The sequence below is a fragment of the Kocuria sp. KSNUG genome (genome assembly GCF_049532735.1).
GTDB lineage: Bacteria > Actinomycetota > Actinomycetes > Actinomycetales > Micrococcaceae > Kocuria > Kocuria rhizophila.
In genome coordinates this window covers 837,074-856,773 of sequence record NZ_CP150981.1, presented here as the reverse complement: position 1 = coordinate 856,773, position 19,700 = coordinate 837,074, and the positions used below count along the sequence as shown (strand labels likewise).

The 19,700-nt window shown below is 69.4% G+C and carries 17 protein-coding genes, 1 pseudogene and 1 riboswitch; of the genes and pseudogenes, 9 read left to right on the top strand and 9 right to left on the bottom strand.

Going from position 1 to position 19,700, the window contains the following annotated elements:
* Window positions 1-26 precede the first annotated feature (26 nt).
* The 4 genes from AABM36_RS03730 to AABM36_RS03715 form a co-directional block, all read right to left on the bottom strand.
* Window positions 27-926: a phytoene/squalene synthase family protein gene (locus AABM36_RS03730; protein WP_059281472.1), complete on the bottom strand. Its 900-nt coding sequence runs from the start codon at window positions 924-926 to the stop codon at window positions 27-29.
* Between the two features lie 11 nt (window positions 927-937).
* A complete protein-coding gene (locus AABM36_RS03725; RefSeq protein WP_059281473.1) occupies window positions 938-2,098 on the bottom strand; it encodes a polyprenyl synthetase family protein in 1,161 nt (386 codons plus the stop codon).
* Complete coding sequence (locus AABM36_RS03720; RefSeq protein WP_235586652.1) at window positions 2,095-2,616, bottom strand: MarR family winged helix-turn-helix transcriptional regulator; 522 nt, start codon at window positions 2,614-2,616, stop codon at window positions 2,095-2,097. Before AABM36_RS03720 ends, AABM36_RS03725 begins: the two co-directional genes overlap by 4 nt.
* A gap of 101 nt (window positions 2,617-2,717) precedes the next feature.
* Complete coding sequence (locus tag AABM36_RS03715) at window positions 2,718-3,587, bottom strand: fructosamine kinase family protein (RefSeq protein WP_423447407.1); 870 nt, start codon at window positions 3,585-3,587, stop codon at window positions 2,718-2,720.
* A 110-nt stretch (window positions 3,588-3,697) separates the two neighbouring features.
* Between AABM36_RS03715 and AABM36_RS03710 the strand changes: the two genes are divergently transcribed.
* The 3 genes and pseudogenes from AABM36_RS03710 to AABM36_RS03700 form a co-directional block, all read left to right on the top strand.
* Window positions 3,698-4,039 (top strand): transposase, encoded by a 342-nt coding sequence (locus AABM36_RS03710; RefSeq protein WP_327062975.1) that lies wholly within the window; start codon window positions 3,698-3,700, stop codon window positions 4,037-4,039.
* Entirely contained in the window at window positions 4,036-4,431 is a 396-nt protein-coding gene (locus tag AABM36_RS03705) for an IS3 family transposase (protein ID WP_019311280.1), read from the top strand. Before AABM36_RS03710 ends, AABM36_RS03705 begins: the two co-directional genes overlap by 4 nt.
* Before the next feature lie 18 nt (window positions 4,432-4,449).
* Window positions 4,450-4,905, top strand: a pseudogene (locus AABM36_RS03700) (transposase); the annotation flags it as partial.
* 242 nt (window positions 4,906-5,147) lie between these two features.
* Here the strand turns inward: AABM36_RS03700 and AABM36_RS03695 are convergent.
* The 3 genes from AABM36_RS03695 to AABM36_RS03685 are packed head-to-tail and all read right to left on the bottom strand — an operon-like array spanning window position 5,148 to window position 6,134.
* Window positions 5,148-5,369, bottom strand: a complete 222-nt coding sequence (locus AABM36_RS03695; protein WP_019311278.1) for a hypothetical protein — start codon at window positions 5,367-5,369, stop codon at window positions 5,148-5,150.
* Window positions 5,370-5,383: 14 nt separating this feature from the next.
* Window positions 5,384-5,770: a recombinase family protein gene (locus AABM36_RS03690; RefSeq protein ID WP_237708761.1), complete on the bottom strand. Its 387-nt coding sequence runs from the start codon at window positions 5,768-5,770 to the stop codon at window positions 5,384-5,386.
* The gene (locus AABM36_RS03685) at window positions 5,724-6,134 is read right to left on the bottom strand and encodes a fructosamine kinase family protein (protein WP_019311276.1); all 411 of its coding nucleotides are present in this window, start codon (window positions 6,132-6,134) and stop codon (window positions 5,724-5,726) included. The genes AABM36_RS03690 and AABM36_RS03685 overlap by 47 nt, the downstream gene beginning before the upstream one ends.
* A gap of 267 nt (window positions 6,135-6,401) precedes the next feature.
* On the opposite strand from AABM36_RS03685, the gene AABM36_RS03680 reads away from it, so the two are divergent.
* From AABM36_RS03680 to metE, 6 genes are all read left to right on the top strand, one after another.
* Window positions 6,402-7,358 (top strand): carbohydrate ABC transporter permease, encoded by a 957-nt coding sequence (locus tag AABM36_RS03680; protein ID WP_029603694.1) that lies wholly within the window; start codon window positions 6,402-6,404, stop codon window positions 7,356-7,358.
* A 2-nt stretch (window positions 7,359-7,360) separates the two neighbouring features.
* Window positions 7,361-8,173 (top strand): carbohydrate ABC transporter permease, encoded by an 813-nt coding sequence (locus tag AABM36_RS03675; RefSeq protein ID WP_035885441.1) that lies wholly within the window; start codon window positions 7,361-7,363, stop codon window positions 8,171-8,173.
* A gap of 55 nt (window positions 8,174-8,228) precedes the next feature.
* On the top strand, window positions 8,229-9,530 hold the full coding sequence (locus tag AABM36_RS03670; protein ID WP_019311273.1) for an ABC transporter substrate-binding protein: 1,302 nt from the start codon (window positions 8,229-8,231) through the stop codon (window positions 9,528-9,530).
* Between the two features lie 155 nt (window positions 9,531-9,685).
* Complete coding sequence (locus AABM36_RS03665) at window positions 9,686-10,840, top strand: ABC transporter ATP-binding protein (RefSeq protein WP_289929913.1); 1,155 nt, start codon at window positions 9,686-9,688, stop codon at window positions 10,838-10,840.
* Window positions 10,841-10,942: 102 nt separating this feature from the next.
* Window positions 10,943-11,059: riboswitch (SAM riboswitch) on the top strand.
* A 43-nt stretch (window positions 11,060-11,102) separates the two neighbouring features.
* Window positions 11,103-12,311 (top strand): methylenetetrahydrofolate reductase, encoded by a 1,209-nt coding sequence (locus AABM36_RS03660; protein ID WP_289929911.1) that lies wholly within the window; start codon window positions 11,103-11,105, stop codon window positions 12,309-12,311.
* Between the two features lie 198 nt (window positions 12,312-12,509).
* On the top strand, window positions 12,510-14,930 hold the full coding sequence (gene metE / locus AABM36_RS03655) for a 5-methyltetrahydropteroyltriglutamate--homocysteine S-methyltransferase (protein WP_423447401.1): 2,421 nt from the start codon (window positions 12,510-12,512) through the stop codon (window positions 14,928-14,930).
* Window positions 14,931-15,118: 188 nt separating this feature from the next.
* Here metE and AABM36_RS03650 read toward each other — a convergent pair whose 3' ends face one another.
* Together AABM36_RS03650 and AABM36_RS03645 are read right to left on the bottom strand one after the other, a co-directional pair.
* Window positions 15,119-18,523 carry a DEAD/DEAH box helicase family protein gene (locus AABM36_RS03650; RefSeq protein ID WP_423447399.1) on the bottom strand — a complete coding sequence of 1,135 codons (3,405 nt, stop codon included), beginning with the start codon at window positions 18,521-18,523 and terminating at the stop codon, window positions 15,119-15,121.
* Window positions 18,524-18,557: 34 nt separating this feature from the next.
* Window positions 18,558-19,697, bottom strand: coding sequence for a restriction endonuclease subunit S (locus tag AABM36_RS03645; RefSeq protein WP_183085978.1), 1,140 nt, complete (start codon window positions 19,695-19,697; stop codon window positions 18,558-18,560).
* Window positions 19,698-19,700: the final 3 nt, after the last annotated feature.

The window sequence follows — 19,700 nt, the reverse complement described above, 5'->3', positions numbered from 1 at the left end:
GCCCTGGTGCTCGTGGTCTTTCCGGTTCACGCCGTCACCTCCGTGTTCGACAGGGAACGCGCGGCGATCCGCAGCTTCACCGCGGTGGGCACGCTGATCCGGCGCCGCGTCAGCTCATGGGCGGGAACCCGCTCGATCCGGCGCGCGAGCTCCCCGAACAGCCCGTGGGCCATGGCCACCGCGCGGCGAGCGCGCCGGTCCAGGGCGAGGATGCCGGGCACGGCGGCGTCGAGGTCCGCGGTGAGGTCCGCGAGCAGCTCGGTCTTCTGCGCCTCGGTGAGGTGCTCGGGGTCCGCGCCGGGGAAGTACGTGCGCCCCAGCTGGTCGTGGTCCGCGCCAAGGTCCCGCAGGAAGTTGACCTTCTGGAACGCCGCGCCCAGCCGACGGGCGCAGTCCGTCAGCAGCTCGCGCTGGGCGGGGGTGTCCGCGAGGGTTCCGGGCATGTCCATGAACACGGCCAGGCACATCAGGCCCACCACCTCCGCGGAACCGTAGATGTAGGACTCCAACGAGGCGCCGTCGTGCTCCGCGACCTCCAGGTCCGCGCGCATCGAGGCGAAGAACGGGGCGGTCAGCTCGCGCCCGAAGCCGTGGCGGCGGGCCACGTCCGCGAAGCCGTGGACCACCAGGTCCGTGGCGAACCCGGTGTCCAGTGCCCGGTCCACGGCCGCCTCGTAGTCGTCCAGCGCGGCGCGCACCTGCGCGGCGTCCAGGCCCGCGGCCCGGGCGGTGCCGTCCACCACCTCGTCCGCCACGCGCACGAGCGCGTAGATCCCGGCGATGTCCCGGCGCACCGGACCCGGCAGGGTGCGGCAGGCCAGGGAGAACGAGGTGGAGTACTCGCCGATCACCCGCCCGGAGGCCGTCAGGGCGGTGCCGGTGTACAGGCGCAGCGGCGCGAACGCCTGCGCGTCCGGAGCGGTCATGGGGGTCCTCACTACGAGTCTCGGTTCAGGACGTGGTGGCACAGGCTGTCCAGCTGGGCGCGTTCATCCTCCGGCAGGGCCAGCCCGTCCAGGAGCTCGCGGGCCTGCCCCACCAGGTCGGTGGCCAGCTCCACGGCGGCCTCCCGCGCACCCGACGCCGCCAGCGCCTCCCGCGCACGCTCCACCGTGGCGGTGCCCGACGCGAGCTGCCCGAGCACCCGGCGGGTCCGCGGGACCTGCATCCCGTGGGCCGTGAGCACGGTGGCCTTGCCCGAGCGCAGGTCCGCGTCCACGGACTTGCCCGTGACCTCCGGGTCCCCGAAGGTGCCCAGGACGTCGTCGACCACCTGGTAGCCCACGCCCAGCAGCGCACCCGCGCGGGCCAGCCGCTCCGCGTCCTCCGCCGCCGCGCCCGCGAGCAGGGCCCCCGCGCGCAACGGGGCCTCGAACGAGTACGTGGCCGTCTTGAGACGCTCCATGTCCAGGATGTCCTGCACGCCCGGGTGCCCCGCACCGAAGCGGCGCAGGGACAGCAGCAGATCGTCCAGCTCTCCGGCCGCCGAGGCGGTCACGGCCTCGAACACCACGTCCGCCACGGCGCGGGAACGCCGCGGATCCTCGGTGCACGTGGTGGCCAGTCGCAGCGCGCCCGAGAGCAGCAGGTCCCCGGCGAGGATCGCCGCGGACTCCCCCGCGTGCTCCGCCTCCTCCGGGCTCGCACCGGCCGCCACGGCGTCCCGGCGGAACAGCTCGCCCACCGTGGGGCGGCCCCGGCGGCGCCAGTCCCGGTCCACCACGTCGTCGTGCACCAGCAGCGCCGCGTGCAGCATCTCGAACGACGCCGCCAGCCGCACGCAGGACGCGTCCGGAACCTGCGCGGCGGCGCCCCCGCCGGAAACCCGGGCGAAGGAGCGCCACGCGATGAGCGTCAGGCGCGGGCGGATGAGCTTGCCGCCCGCCAGCTGCTCCCGGATCCGCTCCCACAGCAGCGGAAACCCCGGGCTGCAGGGCACGCGGTGGGCGGGCGATGCGAAGAAGTCCTCCAGCTCGCGCAGGACGGCGGCGCGGAAAGGGAGCCATGCGGCGTCGTGGCCGGAGGCGGTACGGGGACCTGCGGTCACGGGGGTGCCCCCCGCGGGGACCTCGGGAAGATCGCGCGCGGAGCCCGTCACGAGGACTCCTCCGCGTGGACCGGACACACGGGCCCACCCGCCGCGGCCGCTGCCGGGCGCCCGCACAGCTGCTCCAGGTGGTCCTCCATGCGGGTGACCATCCCCGTGAGGAACTGCAGCACCGCGCGGCGGCCGGGCTCATCGAGGGTCGCGAGCTCCTCCTCGACCATGGCGACCATGGGGGCGACCTGCGCGGCCACCTCTGCCGTGGAGCGCTCCACGGCCCGCACTGTCATGCGGCGGCGGTCCTCGGGATGGGGTTCACGCACCACGTGCCCCGCCCGGACCAGCCGGTCCACCATGGCCGTGGCCGATGCCGTGGTGATGTGCAGCGCCCGCGCCAGCTCCGTGGGGCCCATGGGGCGGCGCATCAGAAGGGCCATGGCCGAGAAGTCCGTCTCCTTCAGGCCCATGATCCGCTGCAGCTGGTGGTCGATCTCGTGGTTGAGCGTGATCACCCGGCGCAGAGCACGGGCCTCGGGCCCGGCGGCCAGCAACCCCGCGGCACTCTGCGCCATGCTCCACCTCGCGTCACCGATAACTAGACAATCTAGTAAGCATCATGCTGTACGGGCGGGAGCCGTGTCCAACGCCACGGGACCCGCCCGCGAGGCGGCACTCACCCCAGACGGCGCAGCGCGCTCATCACGGACGCCCCGTAGCCGCCACCGAAGCGGATCGCGTGGATGAGCAGCGGAGGCAGCTGGTACCACGGCACCCGCTCATGCCAGCCGTCCGCGAGGGGGTGGGCGTCGTCGTACGCGGCGAAGCACTCGCGGCCGAAGCCACCGAAGAGCTGCATCATGGCAAGGTCGTACTCGCGGTGGCCGTAGAACGAGGACGGGTCGATCAGCCAGTTGCCCCCGGAGGCGTCCACCAAGCGGTTGCCGGCCCAGAGATCACCGTGCAGCAGGCTCGGGGACTCGGGCGGACCTGCCAGCTCGGCCGCCCGCGGAGCCAGCGACTCCAGCAGCGCCGACGCCGCCGGGTCCAGGTTCCCGGCGTCCACGGCCTGCCGCAGGAGGGGCTCGATCCGCCGCTCCAGCAGGAAGTCCGCCCAGTCGTCCGTGGGGGTGAGGTCCACCGGCGCGGATCCGATGCGCTCCGGCAGCTCCGGGCCCAGCCAGCCCACGTGCGGAGCGGGAGCCGCGTGGACCGCCGCGAGCCCGATGCCGAGGCTGCGTTCGGTGGCCCGGTCCGGAGCCCCGTGCGCCTCCTCGATCCACTCCAGCGCCAGGGCCTCCTCCGACACGAAGCGCACGGCCGGAACGCTGATCTCCTCGGGTGCCACTGCCCGCAGCTTCTCCAGGGCCGCGGCCTCCAGGGGAAGCACCCCGGAGGCCGGATTCCGCATGGTCTTGGCGAAGACCGGACCGTCGCCGGTCTCCAGCCGGAAGGCGTTGGCACCGTCCCCGCCGCTCAGGCTGCGGGCACCGCTCACCCCCAGTGCGCTCACGAGGTCCGGGGGTAGCTGGTCGAGAGGTGCCATGAATCCTGTCTAGCACCGGTCGTGAACGGGCACCACTCATCGCTCAACTCGGGACTGCTGCACGGTGGGGTGACATCCGATCTGGCTTGCCCGCCGGGTGGCCTGGAAGGATGGGCACCATGCCCGCCCCATATCCCCGAGAGTGCCGCGAAGACGTCGTTCGTGTGGGGCGCGCCCACGAGGATGGCATCACGCTCGCGCAGATCGCTCGTGAATTCGGCGTTCACGAGATGACTCTCCACAAATGGCTACGCCAAACCGATATCGAGGACGGCAACCGTTCCAGAAGAACCCCCGAGGAGTCCTCAGAGCTGCGCGACGCGCGCAGGAGCATCCGGCTTCTTGAGCAGGAGAACGAGGCCCTGGGCCGCGCGGCTGCGTACCTGTCCCAGGCGAACCTGCCGTCAAAAGGCTCTACCCCCGCAAGCGGCAGGTACCCCCACCGCTCGTGAGAGAGCCCGCCGTCAACGGGATTCCCGTCGCGGTGTCCTTGCGGGTTTTGAAGCTCTCCCGCCAGCCCTACTACCGGTGGCTGAAACACCAGGTCACCGCCTCGGAACTAATCGAGGCATACCGCGCGAACGCCTTGTTCGATGCCCACCGCGATGACCCCGAGTTCGGATCCCGGTTCGTGGTCACAGAAGCCCACGCGGCCGGCGAGGCGATGTGTGAGCGGACCGCGTGGCGGATCTGCCGAGACAACGAGTGGTGGTCGGTCTTCGGGAAGAAACGAGGGAAGAACGGCAAGCGCCCCGGCCCTCCCGTTCACGAGGACCTCGTGAAGCGAGACTTCACCGCGGATGACCTCAACGAGCTCTGGTTCACCGACATCACGGAACACTGAACTGATGAGGGAAAACTCTATCTCTGCGCGATCAAGGACGCATTCTCCGGGCGGATCGTGGGCTACTCCATCGACCCCCGGATGAAGGCCCACCTCGCGGTGAACGCACTGGTCAATGCGGCCACGCGGCGCGATGACGTGGCCGGTTGCATCGTCCATTCCGATCGGGGCTCCCAGGGCGTCAGTCTGGCCTACTCTGATGCGCTGATCGCCGCTGGTGTGAGCGCCTCGGTGGGCACGGTCGGGGATTCCTACGACAATGCCTTAGCCGAGACAGTCAACGGGCTCTACAAAGCCGAACTCATCCACGCGAAACGGGTGTGGGAGTCCACCGAGGCGGTGGAAGTGGCCGCGATGGGCTGGGTCCACTGGTGGAACACGACCCGGCTGCACGAGGCCCTCGGGTACGCCACTCCGGTCGAGACGGAAACCGCCTACCCTCACAACCACGACGCAGCGCCCGTTGCGTTATAACCACGGAACGAAACCCAGGGCGCTTCACTCGCGGCTTGACACTACAACTGTCACCTCACCGTGCAGCAGCCCCACACCATGCGTAGACGACCGGTCGGGGTCGGGGGTGCATTAGCGTGAGTCATGAGCGGGCTCTGCTTTCTCGCGGATGGGTTGTTGAGGAACTTCCATCCTGCGGGGTAGAGCCCGCTCGTCTCACATCACCCCACCACTCGTGCCAAGAACCTCATGCCCCACAACAACTAGATGTACTGTCTCAGCCACTCGGGCAGGTTCGGATCGTCGACCGCCCAGGATGCCTCGGACGTCTCGCCGCGCTGCCAAGTGCTCTCATCGCCATCGAAGAACTTGAAGCGGTTGCACTTGTACTTGACGACGGTGTCGCCTTCGAGCCGGTACTCGTTCCAGTAGTAGTTCTGCTTGCCGTACCCGCTCCACTCGTTCGTGGTGTAGATCGTCGTCATGCGGCCGAGTGTAGTCACGCCGCGAGCGCGGTTGTCTGCTGGTGCGCGATGAGTCGGCGCTGGGCCTTGGCCACGCCATTGACAGTCCAGGGGAGGCCGGTAGCCGTGGTGTGCCCCTCGGCGTTGAGCGCGGCAGCCGCAGCGGCGAGGGTGCGCGTGCTCCGCAGCGCCAGCAGCCGGTCGCCCGTGGCCGGGGGCAGCACCGACACGCGGCCCATGTGTCGCCCCTGACGCTTGGCGGCTTGCATCGCCGCGCTGGTGCGTTCACCGATCACCCGGCGCTCCCACTGGGCTACCGACATCATCACATTGGCCACAAGCTCGCCGGTCGGTGTGCTGGTGTCCACTCCCAGATCAATGGCGACGAGCGCCCAGCCGCGTGAGCGGGCCAGCTCCAGCACGCGAGCGAAGCGAAGCGGGAGCCGCGTGGACCGCCGCGAGCCCGATGCCGAAGCTGCGTTCGGTGGCCCGATCCGGCGCCCCGTGCGCCTCCTCGATCCACTCCAGCGCCAGAGCCTCCTCCGACACGAAGCACACGGCTGGGACAAGGACCTCCTCGGGTGCCACTGCCCGCAGCTTCTCCAGGGCCGCGGCCTCCAGGGGAAGCACCCCGGAGGCCGGATTCCGCATGGTCTTGGCGAAGACCGGACCGTCGCCGGTCTCCAGCCGGAAGGCGTTGGCACCGTCCCCGCCGCTCAGGCTGCGGGCACCGCTCACCCCCAGTGCGCTCACGAGGTCACGGGGGAGCTGCTCCACAAGTTCCATGACTCCTGTCTAGCACCTGCCTCCGTCCCGCTGGGACCGGCCCCGCCCACCGCGTCGGGACCAGGCCCACCCTCCCGCGGGCCGGGCCGCGCGCACACTTGTGCCCGACGGCCGGGACGGGTGGGGGCTCGCGCGGCCCGGCGCGGCAGTGCTGCGAACCTTGTGCCGGCTAGCAGCGCCAGGTTGCCGCCAGGCGAACTCGGAGTGACAGATGACCCACGATGCTGTTTGCCAGCCCGTCACGACGACCCTCCACGATGATTACCTGTGAGTACATCCCTGCCCGCTGGTCGCGGAGCCCCGCCGTCCGCCAGCCATCCTCCTGCCACGGTCCGGCGACGACGCCGCTGGAACGCCAAGCAAGTAGCCCTGGCGTTCGCTCTGATCGTCCCCAATCTCCTGCTGCTGGCCGTGTTCACCTACCGGCCGCTGATCGACAACATCCGGTTGTCCTTCTACAGCTGGAACATCTCCTCGCCCAAGGCCACGTTCATCGGCCTGGACAACTACGTCGAGTGGTTCAAGGACCCCGTCAGCTGGCAGATCCTCTGGAACACTGTGGTGTTCACGGGGTTCGCGGTGGTGGGGTCCATGGTCCTCGGGCTCGCACTCGCACTGCTGCTGGACCAGAAGCTCAGGGCACGTGGCTTCGTCCGCTCCTTCGTGTTCGCGCCGTACGTGATCTCCGGTGCGGCCGTGGGCGTGGCGTTCCAGTTCGTCTTCGACCCCAGCTACGGGCTGGTGCAGGACCTGCTGCGCCGGGTGGGCCTGGAGTCCCCCAACTTCTACCAGGAGCCGGGCTGGGCCCTGTTCATGATCACGGTCACCTACGTGTGGAAGAACCTGGGCTACACCTTCGTGATCTACCTGGCCGCGCTGCAGGCGCGCCGCACCGACCTGGACGAGGCCGCCGAGATCGACGGCACACCGGCCTGGCGCCGCTTCTGGCGGATCACGCTGCCCCAGCTGCGGCCCACCACGTTCTTCCTGTCCATCACCGTGCTGCTGAACTCGTTCCAGGTCTTCGACATCATCCAGGTCATGACCGGCGGCGGGCCCTTCGGCACGTCCACCACCACGATGGTCTACCAGGTCTACCAGGAGACGTTCGTCAACAACCGGGCGGGCTACGGCGCCGCGGTCGCCACCATCATGTTCCTGATCGTCCTGGTGATCACCGCCGTTCAGGTGCGCTTCCAAGAGCGGAGTGAGCAGTTCTCATGAAGATGTCCCGCATTTTCGGCTACCTGGCCATGGCGTTCGCCTTCGCGGTCGTGGCGGTTCCGGTGTACTTCATCATCATCACGTCGCTCAAGGAGCACTCGGACATCTACTCCGACCCCATCACGTGGTGGCCCAACCCCTTTGCGCCGGAGAACTACCGCTACGTCTTCGAGACGGTCAACTTCGGCCAGTACCTGCGCAACTCGATCATCATCACCACGGTCCTGACCGTGATCGAGGTGGTGCTGGGCGTGCTCACCGCCTACGCCTTCGCGTTCCTCGAGTTCCCGGGCCGGAAGGTGCTGTTCCTGTTCGTCATCGCGTCGCTCATGGTGCCGAGCCAGATCACGATCATCTCCAACTACGCGCTCGTGGCGGAACTGGGCTGGCGCAACACGTTCCAGGGCATCATCATCCCCCTGGCCGGGGTGGCCTTCGGGACGTTCCTCATGCGCAACCACTTCCTGAGCCTGCCCCGCGAGGTCATGGAGGCCGCGGAGATGGACGGCACGGGGTTCCTGCGCAAGCTGTTCCGCGTGGTGCTGCCCATGTCCTGGCCCACGCTGATCGCCTTCATCCTCATCACCGTGGTGACCGAGTGGAACCAGTACCTGTGGCCGTTCCTGATGTCCGACACGGACGCCGTGGCCCCGCTGCCCATCGGCCTCACCCAGCTGCAGAACAACGAGGGCCTGAGCAACTGGGGCCCGGTCATGGCCGGGACGGTCATCGCGACCATCCCCATGATCATCGTGTTCATCCTGCTGCAGCGCCACATGATCAAGGGTCTGACCGCGGGCGCGGTCAAGGGCTGACCCTCCACACACCACCCTCCAGCACATCCACCACCTCCTGAAGGAAGAAGCACACATGGAACTCTCACGTCGTCATGCCCTCGGCCTGCTGGGCCTCGGAACCGCCGCCGTGGCCCTGTCCGGCTGCGCCGGCACCGGGGGCGGAAGCTCCTCCGGCGGACAGGAGGCCTCCGGCCCGCTGCAGTTCTGGTCCAACCACCCCGCCAGCTCCAAGAGCCTGGAGCAGAAGCTCATCGACGCGTGGAACTCGGCCAACCCCGACACTCCGGCCGAGCTGATCGACGGCGGTGCCGACTACGAAGAGGTGGCGCAGAAGGTCAACGCCGCCCTGGCCGGCGGGGACCTCCCGGACGTGTTCGTGGCGTCGGACGTGAACTGGTTCAACTTCGCCCTGAACGAGGCCGTGACCCCGCTGGACGACCTGTGGCAGAAGGCCGGGATCGACTCCAGCACCTACGTGGACACGCTGCGCGAGGACTACAACTTCAACGACAAGCACTACTGCGCGCCGTACGCCCGCTCCACCTGCATCATGTACTTCAACAAGGACATGATGCGGAAGGCCGGCCTGCCCACGGACCGCGGGCCCCGCACGTGGGAGGAGTTCGCGCAGTGGGCGCCCCAGCTGGTCAAGGCCAACGGCGGCAAACCGGCGCTGATCCTCCCGGACGGTGCCAACTACATGGACTGGTACTTCCAGGGCATGATCTGGACGTTCGGGGGCGCCTACTCCCGCGACTGGACCGCCACCTTCACGGAGGAGAACTCCATCAAGGCCGGCGAGTACCTCAAGAAGCACGTGGCGGAGGGGCACATCAAGATCGTCCAGGACGGGGCCAACGACTTCGGGATCGGCAACGGCGCGGCGCTGCTGGAGTCCACGGGCTCCCTGGGTGGCCTCAAGGAGGCCGCGAAGTTCGACTTCTACACCACCTACCTGCCCGGCCCGAAGCCCGGCTGCGCCACCGGTGGCGCAGGCCTGGCGATCCCCAACGGCATCAGCGACGAGCGCAAGCTCACCGCCGCCAAGTTCATCGACTTCATGACGAACACCGACAACACGATCACGTTCACCCAGGCCACCGGCTACATGCCGGTGCGCAAGGACGCCATGGAGAAGCCCGAGGAGAAGAAGTTCCTCGAGGAGAACCCCAATGCGATGACCGCGATCAAGCAGCTGAACGAGAACACCCAGCCGCAGGACGCGGCCCGTGTGTTCGTCTCCGGCGGTGGCCAGCGGATCGGCGGCGGCCTGGACCGCATCACGTTCGGTGGCGAGGACGTCAAGACCGTCTTCCAGCAGCTGCAGGACGAGACCCAGAAGATCATCGACTCGGACATCAAGCCCAAGCTGTGATCCACCGCGGGTGGCGGCCCCTCTCGGGGCTGCCACCCGCGGCCCGATCCGAACGGCGCCCGCACCGCTTAACACCACGGTGAGCCCGCGGCGACCACCGCGCTGCGGCACCGAGTTCGTCACCACTGTCACCACCCAAGAGCCCGAGGAGCACCATGGCCACCGTCGAGTACAAGCACGCATCACGCATCTTCGATCCGGGCAAGCCGCCGGCGGTGTCCCAGCTCGATCTCAGCATCCGTGACGGTGAGCTCCTGGTCCTCGTGGGCCCCTCCGGCAGCGGCAAGTCCACGGCCATGCGGATGCTCGCCGGCCTCGAGCCCGTGGACGAGGGCTCCGTGTTCATCGACGGCCGCGACGTCACGGGCACCCGGGCCCGCGACCGTGACGTGGCCATGGTGTTCCAGTCCTACGCCCTGTACCCCAACATGACCGCGCGGCAGAACATGTCCTTCGCGCTGGAGAACGAGAAGCTGGACCGCGCCGAGATCGAGCAGCGGGTGGAGCGCGCCGCCGCCATGCTGGAGCTCGGGCCCCTCATGGACAAGCGTCCCGCGGCCATGTCCGGGGGACAGCGGCAGCGTGTGGCCATGGGCCGCTCGATCGTGCGCAACCCCAAGGTGTGGTGCATGGACGAGCCGCTGTCCAACCTGGATGCCACGCTGCGCGTGTCCACCCGCGCCCAGATCGCGGACCTCCAGCGGGAGCTGGGGGTCACCACCATCTACGTGACCCACGACCAGGTCGAGGCCATGACCATGGGCGACCGCGTGGCCGTGCTGCGCGACGGTCAGCTGCAGCAGGTGGCCGATCCGATCCACCTCTACGAGCACCCCGCAAACGTGTTCGTGGCTCGCTTCATCGGGTCGCCGGCGATGACCATCATGCACGACGTCCCCGTCCGGGACGGCCACGCGGTCCTCGACGCCGCGAGCGGGCTGCGGGTGCCCGTGCCGGCCGAGTTCTCGGCGCACGTGCGGGACACCGTGACCGTGGGTGTCCGTCCGGAGTCGTGGGAGATCACGGGCGAGGGTGACGCACCGGGGACCCCCGCTCTGCCCCTGCGGGTCCACCTGGTGGAGAAGCTCGGCTCCGAGGCGTTCATCCACTGCGTGCTGCCGGGCACCTCGGACCCCGGGACCGAGGACGCCCGCGCCATGCGGCTGGAGAAGGGCCGCGCCACCGTCCGCGCGGACAAGTTCCTGCAGATGGAGGCTGGATCCACGATCCACGTGCGGCCGAACGCCCGGGAGACGTGCTTCTTCGACCCCGCCTCCGGCGAGAACCTGGAGGTCGTGGTCGGCCGCTGACCACGCGTGTGTCCCCCGGGGTCCGACCCCGGGGACACGCCGTCCCGGGCCGTGTGTTTTTCACGGCGCGGGGCCCTCGTGCTACCGTCTCACCCACCAAAGGATCATGAGACCCGGCGAAAAGCTCTGGCTGGCCGGGCGGCAACCCTCCTGCTGTAGTGGGGTGCCCCAGATGACGATCCGGCCGCCGCGCAACCGCGTGGCTGGCAAGTACGGCGCACGGGGTCCACCTCCGGCGTCCTACCGCCGGAGGTTTTCTCATATGCCCGTCACACCGCCGACCGCCCGCGCCGAGGACAGGCCGCAGCTCGTGGCCGCGGCCCGCGCCGCGGACGAGCCCGTTTACGCGTCAGGCGCCCACCCCGCCGGCTCAGCCGTTCCCGTGGGCCCCGCCTCCTCGACGGGCGGGCACGATCCTGCGGGTGCCAGCCGCCCCAGTGGCGTTCCCACGGCGGCCACCTGCCGCGCGGGCGCACCCGCCGCCCCAGCGCCCAGCCCGGACTCGTCCGAGCCGTCCTGCTCCGAACCGCCCGCGCGCACGTCCTGGCTGGTGCGCCGCCCCCGGCGCTCCACGCTCGTCTCCTTCGAGGTGTTCCCGCCCCGCCCCACCGCGGACCCGGACACCGTGTGGCGCAGCATCGACGCCATGGCCCAGGCCGGGCCCGACTTCTTCTCCGTCACGCACGGACACTCGGGTGGTCGTGGTGTGTCCCGCGAGGCGCTGCGCCATCTGCGCCGCACCACCAGGACCCCCGTGATGGCCCACTTCACGTGCGGTGGCACCGACCGCGCGGGGCTGGAGCGTTCGGTGGAGCAGCTGCTGGACGACGGCGTCCGCGACCTCCTCGCGCTGCGCGGGGACCCGCCCCTGGGCGCCGGGCAGTGGCGGACCCCGCCCGGGGGGATCGGCCGGGCCTCGGAGCTGGTGCGGCTCATCCGGGACGTCGAGCGGCGTCGTTTCGGGGACGGGTTCCGCCCCGGGACGCGGCCGCTGTCCGTGTCGGTGGCGTGCTACCCGTCCCCCGCCCGGGGGCGTGACCCCGAGGCGGATCTCGCGTCCCTGTGGGAGAAGCAGGAGGCCGGGGCGGACTACGCGATCACGCAGGTGCTCTACGAGCCCGAGGACTACGCGTCGTTCCTGGAGCGGGCGCGCTCCGAGGGGATCCACATCCCGGTGGTCGCGGGTCTCATGCCCCTGACCAACCCGAAACGGTTGCAGCGGATGACGGAGATCACCGGAGTGCCCGTTCCCGAGCGGCTCACCCGGTTCCTCACCTCGGGCTCCCCCGAGGAGCTGCGGCACCGGGGCACCGCGGCCACGCTGTCGCTGATCGACGACCTCCTGGACCTGGGCTGCGCAGGCTTCCACCTGTACACGTTCAACCGCCCGGACGCGGCGCTCACCATCCTGGAGCACCTGCGCGTCCGGGATGCGGCCCGCGAGTACCGGGGCCGCAGCCCCGCGGCCTGACCGTGCGGCGTCGTGCGCACCGCCCACCGCAGAGCCGCACGCGCGGCTCTGCCCACGCGCGCTGGAGCACGTGCCCCGGTACGCCCGCCGCGCCCGTCACGCCCAGTGACCCCGTACAGCGCCGTCGCCGGCCCACCCGCGACGCGGCTGCCTCACACCCTTTTCACGTCACCACACCAACCCCTACAAGGAGAGATCATGACCGTCACGAATCCCACCCCCCTGCCCAGCGCCACGATCCTGGGCTACCCGCGCATCGGCCCGGACCGGGAACTCAAGCGGGCCCTCGAGGCCTACTGGGCGGAGCCCGCACGGCACCCGGCCCAGACCGTCCTGGACACTCTCGGCGACCTCCGGGAGCGCACGACCCTCAGGCTGCGCGAACTGGGGCTCACGCAGGACACCGCCGTGCCCTCCGAGGGCTTCGCCGTGGACCACGTCCTGGACACCGCGCTCGCCCTGGGTGCCGTGCCGGCCCGGTTCCGGGCGGAGGGCCTCCTCCCCGCCGCGCCGGACACCGAGCGCGGGATCGAGCTGATCACGGCCCTGTCCCGGGGGACGGACGATCTGGAGCCGCTGGAGCTGACCAAGTGGTTCGACACCAACTACCACTACTACGTCCCCGAGCTCGATCCGGGCACCGCCCTGCGGGCGCACCCGGAGAGCCTGGTCTCCCGGTACCGGGACACCCTGCGGCGCACCGGCGTGCGGACCCGCCCCGTGCTGGTGGGTCCCGTGACCTTCCTGCTGCTCTCGCGCCCGGAGACCCCCGCGGCCCACGGCGCGCGGGTGGACCCCCTGGCAGGGCTCGACGACGTCCTGGCCCAGTACGTCTCGATCCTCAGCTCTCTGCACGCGGCCGGTGTGCCGTGGGTGCAGCTGGACGAGCCCGCCCTCGCCGCGGACGGCTGGGGTGCGTCCCGCGAACGGATCCTCTCCGCGGTGACCACCGCGTACACGCGGCTGACCGCCCTGTCGGACCACCCCTCGGTGCTGGTGACCGTGGGCTACGGGGACGCCGGGCAGGACGCCCACCTCGCGCTGGCCCGCACGGGCGTGGACGCCCTCGCCGTGGACCTCGACCGCGGGGCCGTCCCCACCCGGGCCGCGCTCGAGGCGTGGGGCGAGCGGCCGGTGGTGGGCGGCGTCGTGGGCGGACGCACCGTGTGGCGCACGAACCTGGCGGGCGCCACGGACACCCTGCACCGGTTGCGTGCCGCGGGCCGCGGCCCCGTGGCGGTGGGCACGGCGACGCCGCTGCTGCACGTCCCGCACGACGTCACCCGGGAGACCGAACTGGACCCGGACGTGCGCAGCTGGGTGGCGTTCGCGGACCAGAAGGTGAGCGAGGTCGTCGAGCTGGCGCGCGGCGTCGAGCACGGCTGGGACTCGATTGCGCAGACCCTGGAGACCGACACCCGCATCCGCGAGGCCCGGGCCGCCCACCCCGCGACGCGCCGCCCCGAGATCCGCGAGCGCACCGCGGCCGTCTCCCCGGAGGACCGATGGCGCCCCTCAGCGGCTGAACGCCGGGCGGCGCAGCAGGAGCGGCTGAGGCTGCCGCTGCTGCCCACCACGACCATCGGCTCCTTCCCGCAGACCGCCGAGATCCGGGCGGCCCGCGCCGCCCACCGGGCGGGTCGCCTGGACGGCGCCGCCTACTGGGAGGCCATCCGGTCCGAGATCGCCCGCGCGGTGCGCGCCCAGGAGGAGCTGGGGCTGGACGTGCTGGTGCACGGAGAGGCGGAGCGCAACGACATGGTGCAGTACTTCGCGGAGTCCCTGGAGGGTTTCGCGACCACCCGCCACGGCTGGGTGCAGTCCTACGGCTCGCGGTGCACACGCCCGTCCATCCTGTTCGGGGACGTCTCCCGGCGCGTGCCCATCACCGTGGACTGGACGCGCTACGCGGCCTCGCTCACCGACCGTCCTGTGAAGGGCATGCTCACGGGTCCGGTCACGATTCTCGCGTGGTCCTTCGTGCGGGACGACGTCCCCGCGGCCGAGGTGGCCGATCAGGTGGCGCTGGCCCTGCGGGACGAGATCACCGACCTCGAAGCCGCCGGCACCGCCGTGGTGCAGGTGGACGAGCCCGCCCTGCGGGAGCTGCTGCCGCTGCGCGAGGCGGACCGTCCGGCCTACCTGGAGTGGTCCGTGGGCGCGTTCCGGCTGGCCACGGGTGCCGCCGCCGCGGACACGCAAATTCACACCCACCTCTGCTACTCCGAGTTCGAGACCGTGCTGGATGCGATCGAGGGTCTGGACGCGGACGTCACCACGCTGGAGGCCTCCCGCTCCGGCTCGGGCATCGTGGACGGTCTCGCCGCCGCGGACTTCCCGAGGGACGTGGGACCCGGTGTGTGGGACATCCACTCCCCGCGCGTGCCCTCCTTCGAGGAGGTGGCTCGCAGGGTGCGCCGTGCCGCCCACGCCATTGGCGCGGAGCGCGTGTGGGTCAACCCGGACTGCGGGCTCAAGACCCGTGGCTGGCCCGAGACCGAGGCAGCACTCGACCGCCTCGTGACCGCCGCGGTGTCCGTGCGCACGGAGCTCGAGCGGGAGGACCACGACGCCCGCGTCGGCGCGGGGCCCGTCCTTAGTTCAGCGGGCGCCGCCTGAGCCAGGAGACGGTGATTCCGGAACCACGGACCGCCCACGCCGCGCAAAACGCACGGCGCGGGCGGTCCGGCATGTTCGGGGCGGCGCATTCGGGCTCCGTGACGAGCCGTGGCATCCTCTGTCCGCCGGTCCTCACGGCGCGGCACCCGCCAGCCCGCAGACCGTCAACCCGTCAGACTGCCAGCCAGTCAGCCCGTGGGCGGCAGGGCCTCCGCCGGGACGGCCCGCTGGCGCACCAGCGCGGAGAGGTCGATGATCCGGTCCACGTCCTCCTCCTCGAACAGCACCTCCGGCCCGGACCAGGCGATGTCCGTGAAGGGCGGTTCGTAGAGCCGCTCCGGCTCCATGGCCCCGTTGCGGGTGAGCTCGTCGATCACCCGTTCGATGAACCGGATCTGCTCCACGGTGTGGGTGGAGCGGTTGAGGTACTCCGCGAACAGCGTGGACACCTCAGCCCGTTCCATGCCCACGAGCTTGCGGATGAGCAGGCCCATGCCCTGGTTCCGCTCGGCGGCGTCCCGCAGGGCGTCCCGGTCCCCCACCCCGTGCTCGATCATCATCTCCTCGAGGCTCTTGAGGTCCGCGGCCGTGAGCGGCTTGTTGCGGCGCAGCCGCTCGATGGCCACGTGGTCCAGGTGCTGGGTGAGGAACGCCCGGGCCTTCTGCTCGAAACGTGCCAGATCCGTGCCGGGAGCACGGGGGTGCAGCTCCACATCCCGGATCTCCTCCAGGGTGTCCTGGAAGTCGGTGTACACGGGATTGCGCCGGGTCTTCTCGATCAGCGCCACCAGCCCGCGGACGCGCTGGCGCAGCACGTCCAGCATGGGCAGGGTGACGTCCTGCCACCACTCGTCCCCGGCAGCGGCCTCGAGGATCTCGAGCTGCTTCTGGACGGCCGGGATCTTGTCCTTGCCCCGCAGCTGCTCCGCGATCTCCTGGATCCTGGCCCGGTAGCCCTCCCCCGCGGCGTCGTCCCCGTCCAGCAGCGCCACCTGGTGGCGCAGCACCAGCAGGTCGAAGCTCTTGGCGTCCACGTCCGGGTCCTGCTCGCTGGACGGCAACCCTGCGAGGTTGTCCATGACGTCCTGGGCGGAGGACTCGTCCAGCGCCTGCCACGCCTCGGGCCGGGCAAAGCGTTCCACGAGCCGCAGGTGCGGGCGTACCAGCACGTTCTCGCGGTTCATGCCCAGCACGTACCGCTGCACCGACGACGCCGTGTCCTCCCGCAGCTGCCGCACGTCACCGGCCAGGTTGCCGCGCTTGGCCTGCGCGTCGATCCCGCAGATCATCCGCACGCGGTGCTCCACGATGCGCTGGCTCAGGGACTTGGGCACGGAGCCCTTGGGCTCTGGGAGGTCCTGGTTGAAGAAGTCCAGGTTCCCGCAGCAGTCGAAGACCAGGAAGTCCTCCTTGTCCCGCCCCGGGCCGAAGAGGTCCGGGCGCAACCGGGTGCCGCGGCCGATCATCTGCCAGAACTTGGTCTTGGAACGCACCGGTTTGAAGAACACCAGGTTCACCACGTCCGGGACGTCCACGCCGGTGTCCAGCATGTCCACGGAGATGGCGATGTGCGGTTCCCTCTCCGGATCGCTGAAGTCGTCGATCAGGGACTGCGCATGGCGGCTGCCGTGGGTGATCGCGCTGGCGAAGCGGCCTCCGTAGCCGGGGTACTGGGCGTCGAAGCGTTCCTGGATGAAATCCGCGTGGCGCTGGTTGCGGGCGAAGATGATCGTCTTGCCCAGCCGGTCCCCGTTGGCCACCCGGTGCCCGGACTCCATGACCGCGGCCAGCACCTTGTCCACGGTGTCCGTGTTGAAGAGCACCCGGTTGATCTCCTCCGAGGAGACCTCGTCCGGGATCTCGCCCTCGCCCCAGTCGAGCTCGTCCCAGCGCTCCCGTTCTTCCTCGGTGCGCTCGTGGTAGCGCATGCCGCGGCGGATGAACCCGGTGCCGATCTCCTTGCCGCGCGGTGGCACGAGCTTGCCGTCCGCCACGGCCTCCTCCAGGGTGTACGCGTCCGTGGGGACGCCGTCCTCCAGGGCGAAGAGTTGATAGGTGTTGTGGTCGATGTCGTCCTTGGGCGTGGCGGTGAGGCCCAGCAGCAGGGAGTCGAAGTGCTCGAAGATGGCCCGGTACTTCTGGTACACGGAGCGGTGCGCCTCGTCCACGATCACCAGGTCGAAGAACCCCGGACCGAAGCGCCGCACCCCACCCTCGTTCTCGTGGATCAGGTTCAGCATGGTGGGGTACGTGGAGAGGTACACGCGCCCGGCGCCGGGGCGTTCGTCCACCAGGTTCACGGACGCGGTGTCCGTGAGCAGCTCCGCGAAGGCACGCTTGGCCTGGCGCACCAGGGCGGTGCGGTCCGCGAGGAACAGCACGTTCTTCGCCCAGTTATGCTCCTGCAGCTGCTTCACCAGGGCAATGGCCGTGCGGGTCTTGCCGGAGCCCGTGGCCATGACCAGCAGGGCCGCGCGCTGCTTCCGGTCGAAGGCATCGTCCACCGCGCGGATCGCTCGGGTCTGGTAGGGGCGCTCGAAGCCCGCGATGCTCTCGTCGATCGGCGCCTGCGCCAGGGCCGCGCGGGTGCCCCGCCGCTGGATGGCGAGTTCCAGCTCGTCCCGGGTGTAGAAGCCCTGGACGCGGCGCGGCGGGTAGCCGGCGGCGTCGTCCCAGATCTCGTGCTCGTAGCCGTTGGACAGGAAGATCACCGGACGACGCCCGTGCTCGCATTCCAGGGCGTCCGCGTAGAGCTTGGCCTGGTGCTGGCCGTCGCGCAGGCTCACGTGGCTGGCCTTGGCCTCCACAATGGCCAGGGGGCGGCCGTCCGTGCCCCACAGCACGTAGTCCACGCGGCCCGTACCGGAAGCGGTGGGCATCCCGGACACGGTGAACTCCCGGTCCCGGGGATCGGAGAGCTCCCACCCGGCCTCGAAGAGCAGGGTGTCGATGTTGGTCGCGCGGGTCTCGGCCTCGTTCAGGTCGCGGTCGTCGCGTGCAACAGGGACCTCCCTCCCGGCGCGAACGGCGGCCTGCAGCTCCGCGATGGTGGCCTGCTGCTGGGCGGCGAGGTCGTCCCGCTCCTTGAGCAGTTTTTGGTACTTGGCGTCCTGGTCCTTGAACTTCTGCGCAAGCTGCACCACCTGCTCGCGGGTCAGGGGCGCGGCCTGTGCGGCCACCTGAGGGTCGAACACCGCGTGCGGGTCCACGGTGTCCGGGTGGCGGGTGTAGCGCAGCGCCGCCCAGATCATCACGTGGTGCAGTTCCTTGAGGACCGGCAACGACTGCTGCCGAGAAATCGGCCCGGTCCGGTGCACAGCGGTATTGCCGTTCTTGCGGATCAGGTTCAGCTTGGCCTGGATCGCCGGGCCCGTGACGGCCACGAAGGCGGAGTCGTTCGTGCGGGCCGCCAGGTCCGAGGCGTAGGCCTCCCGCAGGTTCTCCATGTCGAACAGGAACCCCACGAGCACCTCAATGGCGCGGCGGCTGTAAAAGCACGCGGACCGCGGGTCGCTCATCACGTAGGACTCCGCCCGCGCGCAGTCCTCGTAGAGCTCCGGCCACTCGGCCCTCAAGAAATCGAAGTTGCCCACGCGCCCTCCCCGGCTCTATGCGTTTGGAACGACCCTACAGTTCGCCCGAGAACGCCCGCGACTGCAAGGACGCGAACAGCTCCTCGTCCTTCTCCAGCGCCCGCTCCACGAGAGCGCGCTGCGCGTTGATCTGCTCGACGCGGGCGGCGAACTCCTGCTGGACGGCGAGAGGCGGGATCGGAAGAGAAACGTCCCCAAGGATTTTCTGGTTAATCTTAAAAGTACCGTTCGTCGTTCTCGCACCCGCTTCTATCTGTTGCCGGACTACTCGCTGACCCCACAGTGCCGCCAAGTAAGGTGGACGAATTTTGTCAGCATCTAAACGGCAGGCAATCATGGTGTCCGGGAAGACGACCTGATCGTCGTCCGACTGGGGGAACACCCCCTGGCCCACCAGGTCGATATTTCCATTCCCCCGACATACCAAGAAGTCTTGCTTTCGCACACGAACATTCTCCTCGGGTATTCGGTCGAACATCGCTGCCCGTCGTGATGTAGGGTCGAACCTCCCATGTGTAATTGCACCAAGAGTCAGCACCTGCGCCCCAAATTCACCGCTGTTCGAAGGGGACAAACCATTGCGGAAGTTTTGGACGAGATCGCCGAATCGCATTTTCTGCGGTTCCGAGGAGACTGATAAATCGAGAAAAACTGACTGAGTAAGTTCATCAAGGAGAGCGAGGGAGGCACGGCGCTTCGTGCGGATCGCGTCAGCCTGATCCAGGATCCCCGCGATCCTCCGCTGCTCATCTAGTGGGGGTACAGGTATCATCAAAGAGGCAACGACGTTCCGAGTAATTCCTTTAATCGTCGCGCCCCGCGCCTGATCCGCGAGCGACCGAGCCGACAATTTCAAAAAATGGCGGATATAATTGGGGGAGATCCCGGTATGGGGTATGACTCCAGTAAGGTCCTGGCTGATTGCGGTTGCTCGATCCAATAACGCAACCTTCCCAACCGACGTCCTGGTTACCAGTACTAGTGCGCCCGCCTCAACAATGTTAGTTGCAGACTTCTGCACTGCTTCAGTCGTTATCCAAAACCGGGAAGAGATATCCCCCGAATCGTCGATGTCCGCACCTGTAATCCAAGGTATATGTCCGCCGTAATACTCGGCCACGGAACGGCTGGGCGTTCCTCCCGACACGAACGTAGCAACATCTCCCAGCTTCATACG

What these genes read in the sequence shown, in the direction of transcription:
- AABM36_RS03730 (WP_059281472.1), bottom strand. Translation starts at nt 926, where the DNA reads ATGACCGCTCCGGACGCGCAGGCGTTCGCGCCGCTGCGCCTGTACACC.
- AABM36_RS03720 (WP_235586652.1), bottom strand. Translation starts at nt 2,616, where the DNA reads ATGGCGCAGAGTGCCGCGGGGTTGCTGGCCGCCGGGCCCGAGGCCCGT.
- AABM36_RS03715 (WP_423447407.1), bottom strand. Translation starts at nt 3,587, where the DNA reads ATGGCACCTCTCGACCAGCTACCCCCGGACCTCGTGAGCGCACTGGGG.
- AABM36_RS03710 (WP_327062975.1), top strand. Translation starts at nt 3,698, where the DNA reads ATGGGCACCATGCCCGCCCCATATCCCCGAGAGTGCCGCGAAGACGTC.
- AABM36_RS03695 (WP_019311278.1), bottom strand. Translation starts at nt 5,369, where the DNA reads ATGACGACGATCTACACCACGAACGAGTGGAGCGGGTACGGCAAGCAG.
- AABM36_RS03685 (WP_019311276.1), bottom strand. Translation starts at nt 6,134, where the DNA reads ATGGAACTTGTGGAGCAGCTCCCCCGTGACCTCGTGAGCGCACTGGGG.
- AABM36_RS03675 (WP_035885441.1), top strand. Translation starts at nt 7,361, where the DNA reads ATGTCCCGCATTTTCGGCTACCTGGCCATGGCGTTCGCCTTCGCGGTC.
- AABM36_RS03670 (WP_019311273.1), top strand. Translation starts at nt 8,229, where the DNA reads ATGGAACTCTCACGTCGTCATGCCCTCGGCCTGCTGGGCCTCGGAACC.
- AABM36_RS03665 (WP_289929913.1), top strand. Translation starts at nt 9,686, where the DNA reads ATGGCCACCGTCGAGTACAAGCACGCATCACGCATCTTCGATCCGGGC.
- AABM36_RS03660 (WP_289929911.1), top strand. Translation starts at nt 11,103, where the DNA reads ATGCCCGTCACACCGCCGACCGCCCGCGCCGAGGACAGGCCGCAGCTC.
- metE (WP_423447401.1), top strand. Translation starts at nt 12,510, where the DNA reads ATGACCGTCACGAATCCCACCCCCCTGCCCAGCGCCACGATCCTGGGC.
- AABM36_RS03645 (WP_183085978.1), bottom strand. Translation starts at nt 19,697, where the DNA reads ATGAAGCTGGGAGATGTTGCTACGTTCGTGTCGGGAGGAACGCCCAGC.